This is a genomic window from Caballeronia sp. M23-90 (assembly GCF_053574605.1).
Genome location: NZ_JBSIPA010000265.1, coordinates 1 through 9,132, shown reverse-complemented (window position 1 = coordinate 9,132; position 9,132 = coordinate 1). Strand labels below are relative to the sequence as shown.

Here is a 9,132-nt window from a genome sequence, read left to right as displayed (position 1 = left end):
TCCCGGCGCAGCGAGGCGAGGGCGGTGGCTTCGGCTTCGTCGTCCCCATTCGTCCGATACACCGACGAGCGGATCACACGGCCGTTGCGATCCACGGTGTAGGCGACCACGACAAGCGAGCGCAGCATGGCTTGCGGCGTGCCCTTGAGCACCAGCGACGGATTGTGCTCGAAGATATGTTGTGCGACGCGCACCTTGTATTGATCGAGCGTTGCGCTCGCGACCGCCGCGGCGGGTTTGGGCGTTTCGAGCGCGCTGGGCGGCGGGGTGATCGTGCAGGCAGCAAGAGTCGCGAGGAGCGCGATGCTGCATCCAATGTGTGCCTGTTTGAAGCGGTAGGTCATGATCGGCGAAGCTCCGCAGAAATCGCTGCATCCAGGCTCGACGATACGCGCCGGGACCACGTCTTGCTGCCCCATTTTGCATACCCACAGCATCTCAATGCAAGGAGAGGACCATGAGCAGCGATCCGACCGATCTGAACAATCCGCAACCGGCTGAACACAGCGACAACGAGGCGAGCAAGATGCCCGATCGTGACGACGACCAGCGCAAGCAGGCGCCAAGCGATCAGCCTGGAAAGAAATCCGGTGAAGGTGAGCCGGACGTAGGTTGACGAAGGGCCCGACACCTCAGCCCGGCGCAGCCTTCTTGCTGAGCCGGCGGGGTTTGGGCTCGACACCGATCCGTTCATCGCGCGCCAGCACTAGCGCCGTCATTCTCTTCACGATGTCCTCGAACGCCGGATCATCCTGCGATACATAAAGCCACTTCCCGAGCACCGGATGCGGCTGCAACGCCGGCATTTCACTGATGAGCGCAGCGTGGCGATCCTGCGACGTGCACACCAGCAAACCATTCCACGGTTCGTCGCGATCGCCGGCAACCAGGCATAACAATCCATCCAGGTAAGCGGCGTCGAGGCCGAACATCCGTTTGCTGAGGTAGGCCGGGTCACGCTCGAATGCCTCGAAGATCCAGGCGAGCGAGTTGTTGATAGCGGAGGGCATCGATTTCAAATCCATTGTGCAAGGCGTATTTAAACCCGGTCCCTCGCGGTTTCGCTGAGAAGCCATTCGCGGAACGCGACGAGCCTGAGCAGTGCCGCGCATTCCTTCCGGTAGACCACGAAATACGCAAGCGATGACGGCAGCGTGATCTCGGGAAACAAGCGGATCAAGCGGCCGGAATTCAGATCATCGCGCGCGAGAACGCTGCGTGCCAACGCCACGCCGTGACCATCGACGGCAGCCTGCAATACTGCCGCGGAATTGTTGATCTTCAGGCCGGCGCGGCTCGCGACGACTTTCACCCCTGCGTTGTCGAGCCACGTATCCCACGTGACGAAGCCGGATTGCCGGTCGACGGAAAGATCATCGATCAATGTCAGTCCGGCGAGATCGGCAGGGCCACGCAACCCGGAATGGCGCTCAAGGAATTCACGCGAACAAACCGGAAAGACCTCCTCGTCCATCAGCTTTTCCGCTTGCAGCCCCGGCCAATGGCCGGCGCCATAACGCACCCCGATATCGATACCCTGACTCGCGAAGTCCATGAGTTTGAGACTCGTGTCGAGACGTACATCGGTTTCCGGCCACGCAGTCTGGAACCGGTCTATACGCGGTAGAAGCCATTTCGCCGCGAACGCCGGGCTGACAGTGACGGTAAGTACGCCTCCGGTCGACGCTTCCTTGAGCCGCGCAAGCCCGAGGTTCAGCCGGTCGAAGCCTGCACGGATGTCGGGCAGCGCCCGGGTTGCGATGTCCGTGGGTATCAGACGCGCCCGCCCGCCGCCGCTTCGATGAAAGAGTGGGAAGGCCAGCCACTCTTCGAGGCTTCGAACAAGTTGTCCGACAGCTGCCGGGGTGACATTCAGTTCCGCTGCGGCCGCCGAAAAGCTTTGGTGGCGCGCACTCACTTCGAATGCACGCAACGCGTTCAAGAAAATTGGCGTTGTCATACGGTAAAGTTTTTCTTTTAGGAACAGACAGAATAACTGATTTGCGATTGCGTACGCGCGAGCCAACAATACTCTCCATCAAGGAAGCAGGGAGCGGATCGTTCCTTCACTTGGCTGAACTTTTCAGGAGTATCGGAATGCATAGTTTTTCTTCTAAAGTGGCGATTGTTACGGGCGGCGGATCGGGGATTGGCAAGGAGGTCGCAGCACGCCTCGTGCAAGCCGGGGCAAGTGTGGTTATTGGCGGGCGTGATGAGGCCAAGCTCAAGCAAGCGGCAGAGCAAATTGATCCGACCGGCGCCCAGGTTCGCACGTTCGCCGGTGACATTGCAGCGCCAGCAACAGCCGCCGGCCTCGTGAATCTCGCGACTCAAGCCTTTGGCGGCGTCGATATCCTGATCAACAACGCTGGCGTGTTTGCGCCTAAGCCGTTTCTCGACGTGACGGAATCTGAATACGACTGGTTCATCGATACGATCCTCAAAGGCAAGTTCTTCATGGCCCAGGCCGCGGCGCGCGCCATGAAGCTGCGCGGTGGTGGCGCCATCGTTCAGACCGGCTCGCTCTGGGCGTTGCAGGCGATCGGCGCAACGCCTTCAGCGGCGTATTCGGCGGCGAACGCGGGCGTGCATGCGTTGACGCGGAATCTGGCGATCGAACTGGCGTCGTCGAACATTCGCATCAATACCGTAGCGCCGGCGGTCGTCGAGACGCCTGTCTACAACACGTTCATGACCGACGATCAGGTCAAGGCGACGTTGCCTGCGTTCAACGCGTTTCATCCGCTCGGGCGCAACGGGCAGCCGGCGGATATCGCCGAGGCAATCCTTTTCCTTGCATCGCAAAATGCATCGTGGATTACCGGTACCGTGCTGCCCGTCGATGGCGGCGTCATGGCCGGCCGTCAGGCGTGAACTGGGGATTCCGTGACGACGCGGTATCCCGCGATTGAACGCAAAAGGTGCGCTGACCCCTCATTCCCGCTCTTCCGCCGATAAAACGATCGGCGCCTTCGTTCCCGCCTCGCCCGATGTCTCGCGCTGCCAGATCGCCTTGTAAAGCCGCTCGAGATCGCGCGTGAATTGCGCGGTATTGAAGAGCGGAAGCGTTTCACGGCGCTGGATCAACTGAGTGCTCAGCGCGGCGAGCCGTTCCGGATCGGAAGCGAGTGACAGCGCAACATTGAAATAGGTCTCGTCGTCTTCCGTCACCAGTTCGCCAAGCCCGGCGGCCCGCAGCAGGCTCGAGCCCACGCGGCTGGCGAACAATGCACCGCTGCGCGTGACCATGGGCACACCCGCCCACAATGCGTCGCTACCCGTGGTGTGGGAGTTGCACGGAAAAGTGTCGAGCGCGATGTCCGCCAGCGCGAGGCGCGCAAGATGCGCCGGCTGTTTCAGGCGATCAGCAAAAATCAACCGTGACGCATCGATACCCCTGGCCGTTGCCTCTTTACGCAGATTGTCGATGACATCGGGCACGGGTGGTTCGAGAAGCCATAGCACGCTGCCCGGCACCGCCGCGAGCAGACGGCACCAAACCGAGAACATCGTGGGCCCGAACTTGAACGTCTGATTGAAACTGCAGAATACGATACCGGTTTCCGGCAAGCCCGCTTCGGCACGGGTGGGCTGCGGGCCGGATTCGCGGCGGTGGTCATTCGGCTGATAGCAATGCGGCATCAGCGCGAGTGTTTCGCTGAAATGATCGGCATGGGCCGGTGGCGTGACGACCGGATCGCCTATTAGGTAATCCGCCAGCCCGGAATGCCCGAGCGAGCCGGGATAGCCAAGCCAATTGAGCGTGACAGGCGCCGGGCGCCGCGCCGAAATGCCAAGCCGGGTGCCAGTCGTGAAACCCTTGAGATCGACCAGAAGTTGAATACCGTCGGCCGCGATCTGCATGGCGGCCTCTGCATCGGTCGCGGCGGCGACATCATGAAAGGTCGCCGGCATGTTGGCGATGCGCGAGGTAAAAGCGTCGTCGCGGGATGGCCCGTACGAATACAAATGCACGTCCACACACGATTGATCGTGCAACTCGAGTACGCCGGCCAGCAAGTGCATCGTCGCGTGATCGTAAAAATCCGATGACAGGTAACCAATTTTCAGCCGTGACCCGTCGGCTTCGCGGGGCGTCGCCGCAGACGCGCCTTGTGCATTCAATTCCCGGCCCCAGCGGCTCAAGGCAAAAAGACGACCCGCTTCGCGATGGACCGCAGGCGGCATGGATGGAATGCCAAGCAGTTCCCATGTCCCCGGATTGGCGAACCGCGCCGACTCGACCAGTTCGATGGCGGCGGCGTCGATCTCATCCAGTCCATCCCACGACGCCGCCTGTCGCATGACGTGCTGAACGGAGTCCCATCGGCCAGCCTGCCTGTACGCGGCTTCTGCATCGTCCAGCCGGTTCAGTGAGTCCAGCAGGTCGGCATAGGTCGACCAGATCGCACCGGTTTCCGGCTCGATCGCGAGCGCCTGGCGAAAGCTGGTTTCGCTTTCGTGAGGACGGCCAGTCTCGCGCAACAGGATGCCCAGGTTCCGGTGAGCCAGGCAATAACGGGGATCGGTGGCGAGCGCTCGCCGATAGTTCAATTCCGCGCCCGCTCGGTCCTGCATGCGGTCCAGGATCGTTCCAAGGTTGTTGTATACGCGCGCGGCCTGAGGCTCAAGCGCAATGCCGGCTTGGTAAGCATCGCGCGCTTGTGCATCTTTGCCCTGGGAGGCCAGGGCAAGACCGAGGTTGATGAAATAGGTCGGGTTCCGGTTGATAGCGACCGCTTTCCTGAGGCATTGCTCAGCTTCCGGAAAACGCTTCTGCTCGATGCGCGTGATGCCGAGGAGGTGGATCGCCTCGGCGTTGCGCGGGTCGCGTTTGAGCAACTGCTGGATCAAGGTTTCCGCCTTGATCAACGAGCCCGATTGAAGCGCAACGGTGCTGGCCTGAAGCATGGCGCCGACGGTGGGACGGCCTGCAGTACGCGACCCGGAAATGTTTCTGGTTGCTGACATTGATCGATTACGTGAAACAACGCCTCGCTCTGCCGTGCGGGGCTTGCCGACAATCAACGAGTCTGCGGGAGCGTATCAGCAGGCCGGCCACACTTACAACTTCGGCGGCTTCCTCTGAAACGGTCCTGAAGAGCGTTGATATAACCGGGACAGGCGTGAACGCGCCTGCTTCGGCCCTCGTATCTCGATCGACGCCATCACATGGCCGTTGTCGGTGTACAAAAAATGACGAGTCAGATGCAACGGAGCAACAGGACAGGGATAGGCCGCGAGCATTCAGCAGAGATTTCGGCCGCATGACGGGCCTATTGGTGCGCAGAAAAAACAAAACCCCGTAATTCATTGAATTTACGGGGTCTCTTGTTCATTCTGGCGGAAGCGGTGTCCGCCATAATTAGACTCTTTCAGATTCATATGCATAAATGCAGATGGTTGATAGATAAGGAGTTCAGGAATTTCTTGTACAGATGAATACGAGTGCGTATGATCCAATCTATTAATTTATGGCGGGTCGTATGGCTGGTTTATTCGGATCGTTCAGATGCCAAAAGTAGCTAAGGAATTGGGCGCATTGGCCGTATCGAGGCTGTCGACGCCTGGAATGCATCCTGTTGGGAAAGTGGCAGGGCTGTACCTACAGGTTACCGGCGCCACGTCGCGCTCCTGGATATTGCGCGTCAAGGTGGGAGACCGTCGACGCGAAATCGGTCTCGGCGCGTTCCCCGCGATCTCGCTTGCTGATGCTCGAGTCCGGGCTCAATTAGAGCGTGACAAAATCCGAACGGGTGTCGACCCGATCCTAGAACGTCGCGAAGCCGCGAGTCGACTCAAAGCTAGCCAAGATATGGAGATGACGTTCGAGGCTGCCGCCAAGAAGTTCATGGACGCCAAGTCTTCCGAATGGAAAAATCCCAAGCATGGCGACCAGTGGCGAAACACGTTGGAAACCTATGCGTACCCGTTCATTGGCCGTCTCTACGTGCGCCACATTGGCCGCGATCACGTCACGCAGGTCCTTGACCCAATCTGGCTAACCAAAAACGAAACCGCATCGCGCCTCCGCGGACGAGTTGAGGCCATCCTTAATTGGTGCAAGGTGAAGGGCTACCGCTCAGGAGAAAACCCGGCGGCCTGGCGTGGGAACCTGGAGAACCTGCTCTCGAAGCCGTCCAAGGTTCAAAAGGTGCGCAACCATCCAGCGCTACCTTTTTCGGAAATGGGCACGTTTATGCAGAAGCTCCGAAAGATCGACGCCACCGGGGCCCGATGCCTGGAGTTCGCAATCCTAACTTGTTCCCGCTCGGGAGAAGCGCGGGGCGCTCGCTTCAGCGAGATCGACCGAGAGGCGAAGGTCTGGCGCATCCCCGGCGAGCGGATGAAAGCTAAGAAGGAACACCGGGTTCCGCTTTCAGAGGCAGCATTCACACTAATCGAAAAGATGCCGCACACTAAAGACGACGGACTCATCTTCCCAAGCCCGCGGGGCAAAGTACTGTCTGACATGACATTGCTGATGATAGTCCGTCGTATGGGCGCCGAGGCAGTGCCACACGGGTTTCGCAGCACGTTTCGCGACTGGGCCGGTGAAATCACGAATTATCCTCGCGAGCTTGCCGAGGTAGCACTCGCACACGTGAAGGGTGACGCGACCGAGGCCGCATACTGGCGCAGTGACATCCTAGAGAAGCGCCGGCGCATGATGGACGAGTGGGCGCGCTTCATTGCAGTGCCGATGCCCAAGGGAGCCGTAATCCCACTTCACAAACAAGCATGACCGAACAACCGCGCCTAGCCCGACGGGGCGAACGCAGGGCCCCCTTACCCTGTTGGCGCGGTTCCCCAATAAGGGCTTTGCGGAAGGGCGCAATGACCGACGATATAAAAGACATTAATCATCGCAATTCGGAATTCTGGGCGGAAAGGGCGAAGAGAACTGACGAACTGCTTAAGCATCTGCCCACAGCGAAAATGGCTTTTGCTGAATACTTGATTCACGCAGAAGACACCAAATTCGAAGATCAAAAGCCTTTTGACTTCTCCGTAGATCATGCTCACAAAATGATAACGAGGCATGTCGACGCGCTGCGATCAGTTGTTAATTCGAGTAACGCTAAGGCTCCACGACCACGTAAGAATGTGACGCATAGAACAGTCGTCGTTTTAGCTATGGGACGCGAGAAAAAAGAGGGCAAAAAATTGAAAGAATTCGTTATTGCCGCCGAGGTCGGGAGGCCAAAGGGTAAGAAATCATCTATCGATGGCGTAGAACTGTATTGGTCGGAAGACGCGTACGGTAACGAAAAATACAGGATTCGATGCGATGAAGTTGACGCCGACGACATTGAGCGCACGTTCGGCGGCCTGCAGGACTGGTGGAAAAACGCTCACAAATCCTGACTTAACCGGTTAGCTCAGGATCACTTCGTAATCTGCTCTCACTGGCTTCAAGACGCATAAGCGTCTACCTGAAGTCGGATTTCTAGGAGAGCAGATATGGAAATGACCTGCACTGGTCGCGCCATGCGACCCACCAAGGCAGCCGAGCATCTTGGCATCGCCGTTTCAACATTTTGGCAATACGCGAGAACTGATCCGGATTTCCCGAAAGGAATCAAGATATCGCATCGCGTTACCCTTTTCATGGAAGAGGACCTGGCCAAGTGGCTTTCCCTGCGCGCATCGCGTCGCGCGGCATAAGGGAGCAGCTGATGACCGCCAAAAACAACAAGGGCCGCGACTCCGGCAAGAGCGCGACCCCAAGAAAAACCACCAAGAACGATTCTAAGCAGAAGCGATCACGCTTGCAAGACATGAGTCTTGCAGCTCAACGCTTGTTCGTTCTTAACGCTTTGCGGAAGAGCGGAAAGCATACCTACTGGCTCCGCGCGAAAGGCTGCAGCCACCCCGCAGCGCGCGTGATGGAATTGATTCACCTCGGCTACCAAATCATCTCTTATCGCGTCACTGCCGTTGATAGTGATGGCTACCTCCACCGTGGGGTGGCGATGTATGAGCTGATTGCGGAGCCGGCCACGCGTGACCTGTTCTCCGATTTGGAGGTCGCGTGATGTATGGCCAAATCAAAGCGACACAGCACCTCCAGTCGCGACGCAGGTGGTTTTGTGCCGATTCCTTGGATGGTTCTCGACAGTCCCGCATACATCGCGCTGTCGCACCCTGCAAAGGCGTTGCTGCTGGAGATCGCGCGCCAGTTTCACGGGGACGACAACGGGCGAATGATTGTCACGTTGGCTCATCTGAAGCCTCGAGGGTGGAGCTCGTACGACACCATCCAAAGGGCAAAGCAGGAACTGCTCAGCGCCGGCCTCATTCACGAGACAGTGAAAGGGCACCGACCACACAAGGCGAGCTGGTATGCGCTGACCTGGCTGAGCTTGGACAAACTGGATGGGTTCGATCAGGGCGCCGCTTCTGGATTCGTGCGAAGCGCCTATCTGAAAACGCAAGCCTTACACCGTCTGGCGGTGTAGAGACCATCTCAATTGCACCGTCTAACGGTGTAGGTGACCGCTTCTCTACACCGTTAGACGGTGCAATTAGGGCTGTTTTTCAGCTTCTCTCTACACCGTCTAACGGTGACCCTCTAGATATGCCATCTACACCTGCTTTTTGCGGAGGTGTCGCATGTCTGTGAAGGGAGAACTGCAACCCGCGAAACTGCGGCCGACGTGCATGAAGGTGCGCGCGCCAATGGCGGACCAAGCTCAATGGAACCGGCTGACGCAGCGCGACTATTTGCTGTACTTGGTCGGCGCTATTCAACGCATGAGTCGCGGACACGTCTGGGATGACAGCGTGCGGACGGTGCTTCACAAACTCGGCGGCATGGGAGGTCAGTGGTGAGCATAACTAATCAACAGTATAAATTGGCGGACGCTTGTTCCGCTAGACAGCACCTTCAGACGGAGGTCTCGAAGTGAGCGATATCGAAACCCATCATCTACCCGCCAACTTAGGGGATAAGTCTCAGTTGTGGGCGGCGATCGAAGGCCCGCTAGTAAGCAATCCTCGACCGCGTATGCCGTGGCAGAAAACCCTTCGTGCCTCGGTCTCAGTCGTAGATGCCGATGGTGTAGAGCGCCATGTGCGCGTCATTGGCCGGACGCTGCGCGCGAGGACTGCTCTTGCACTGCTCAAGAG

The 9,132-nt window shown here is 58.6% G+C and carries 12 protein-coding genes and 1 pseudogene; 9 read left to right on the top strand and 4 right to left on the bottom strand.

Annotated elements, in window-relative coordinates; genetic code table 11:
* Positions 1 to 344: energy transducer TonB (locus ACRXB1_RS22775; RefSeq protein WP_449493299.1), on the bottom strand; the 344-nt coding region annotated here is incomplete at its 3' end.
* A 113-nt stretch (positions 345 to 457) separates the two neighbouring features.
* Between ACRXB1_RS22775 and ACRXB1_RS22770 the strand changes: the two genes are divergently transcribed.
* Positions 458 to 616: a hypothetical protein gene (locus ACRXB1_RS22770; RefSeq protein WP_449493298.1), complete on the top strand. Its 159-nt coding sequence runs from the start codon at positions 458 to 460 to the stop codon at positions 614 to 616.
* A 16-nt stretch (positions 617 to 632) separates the two neighbouring features.
* On the opposite strand, the gene ACRXB1_RS22765 is transcribed toward ACRXB1_RS22770, so the two are convergent.
* Together ACRXB1_RS22765 and gcvA are read right to left on the bottom strand one after the other, a co-directional pair.
* The gene (locus ACRXB1_RS22765; RefSeq protein WP_449493297.1) at positions 633 to 1,010 is read right to left on the bottom strand and encodes a hypothetical protein; all 378 of its coding nucleotides are present in this window, start codon (positions 1,008 to 1,010) and stop codon (positions 633 to 635) included.
* Between the two features lie 29 nt (positions 1,011 to 1,039).
* Positions 1,040 to 1,960, bottom strand: coding sequence for a transcriptional regulator GcvA (gcvA, locus tag ACRXB1_RS22760; RefSeq protein ID WP_449493296.1), 921 nt, complete (start codon positions 1,958 to 1,960; stop codon positions 1,040 to 1,042).
* Positions 1,961 to 2,097: 137 nt separating this feature from the next.
* Here gcvA and ACRXB1_RS22755 point away from each other — a divergent pair, with 137 nt between their 5' ends.
* Positions 2,098 to 2,874 carry an SDR family NAD(P)-dependent oxidoreductase gene (locus ACRXB1_RS22755; RefSeq protein WP_062169545.1) on the top strand — a complete coding sequence of 259 codons (777 nt, stop codon included), beginning with the start codon at positions 2,098 to 2,100 and terminating at the stop codon, positions 2,872 to 2,874.
* Positions 2,875 to 2,934: 60 nt separating this feature from the next.
* On the opposite strand, the gene ACRXB1_RS22750 is transcribed toward ACRXB1_RS22755, so the two are convergent.
* Positions 2,935 to 4,971, bottom strand: a complete 2,037-nt coding sequence (locus ACRXB1_RS22750; RefSeq protein ID WP_449493295.1) for an O-linked N-acetylglucosamine transferase, SPINDLY family protein — start codon at positions 4,969 to 4,971, stop codon at positions 2,935 to 2,937.
* 541 nt (positions 4,972 to 5,512) lie between these two features.
* Here ACRXB1_RS22750 and ACRXB1_RS22745 point away from each other — a divergent pair.
* The 7 genes and pseudogenes from ACRXB1_RS22745 to ACRXB1_RS22715 form a co-directional block, all read left to right on the top strand.
* On the top strand, positions 5,513 to 6,745 hold the full coding sequence (locus ACRXB1_RS22745; protein WP_449493294.1) for a tyrosine-type recombinase/integrase: 1,233 nt from the start codon (positions 5,513 to 5,515) through the stop codon (positions 6,743 to 6,745).
* Positions 6,746 to 6,837: 92 nt separating this feature from the next.
* Entirely contained in the window at positions 6,838 to 7,368 is a 531-nt protein-coding gene (locus ACRXB1_RS22740) for a hypothetical protein (protein WP_449493293.1), read from the top strand.
* 96 nt (positions 7,369 to 7,464) lie between these two features.
* Positions 7,465 to 7,668: a helix-turn-helix transcriptional regulator gene (locus ACRXB1_RS22735; RefSeq protein ID WP_449493292.1), complete on the top strand. Its 204-nt coding sequence runs from the start codon at positions 7,465 to 7,467 to the stop codon at positions 7,666 to 7,668.
* Between the two features lie 11 nt (positions 7,669 to 7,679).
* On the top strand, positions 7,680 to 8,039 hold the full coding sequence (locus ACRXB1_RS22730; RefSeq protein ID WP_449493291.1) for a helix-turn-helix domain-containing protein: 360 nt from the start codon (positions 7,680 to 7,682) through the stop codon (positions 8,037 to 8,039).
* Positions 8,040 to 8,042: 3 nt separating this feature from the next.
* Positions 8,043 to 8,462 (top strand): hypothetical protein, encoded by a 420-nt coding sequence (locus ACRXB1_RS22725; RefSeq protein ID WP_449493290.1) that lies wholly within the window; start codon positions 8,043 to 8,045, stop codon positions 8,460 to 8,462.
* A 154-nt stretch (positions 8,463 to 8,616) separates the two neighbouring features.
* Entirely contained in the window at positions 8,617 to 8,835 is a 219-nt protein-coding gene (locus tag ACRXB1_RS22720) for a hypothetical protein (RefSeq protein ID WP_449493289.1), read from the top strand.
* A gap of 73 nt (positions 8,836 to 8,908) precedes the next feature.
* Positions 8,909 to 9,132: pseudogene (locus ACRXB1_RS22715) on the top strand (hypothetical protein); the annotation flags it as partial.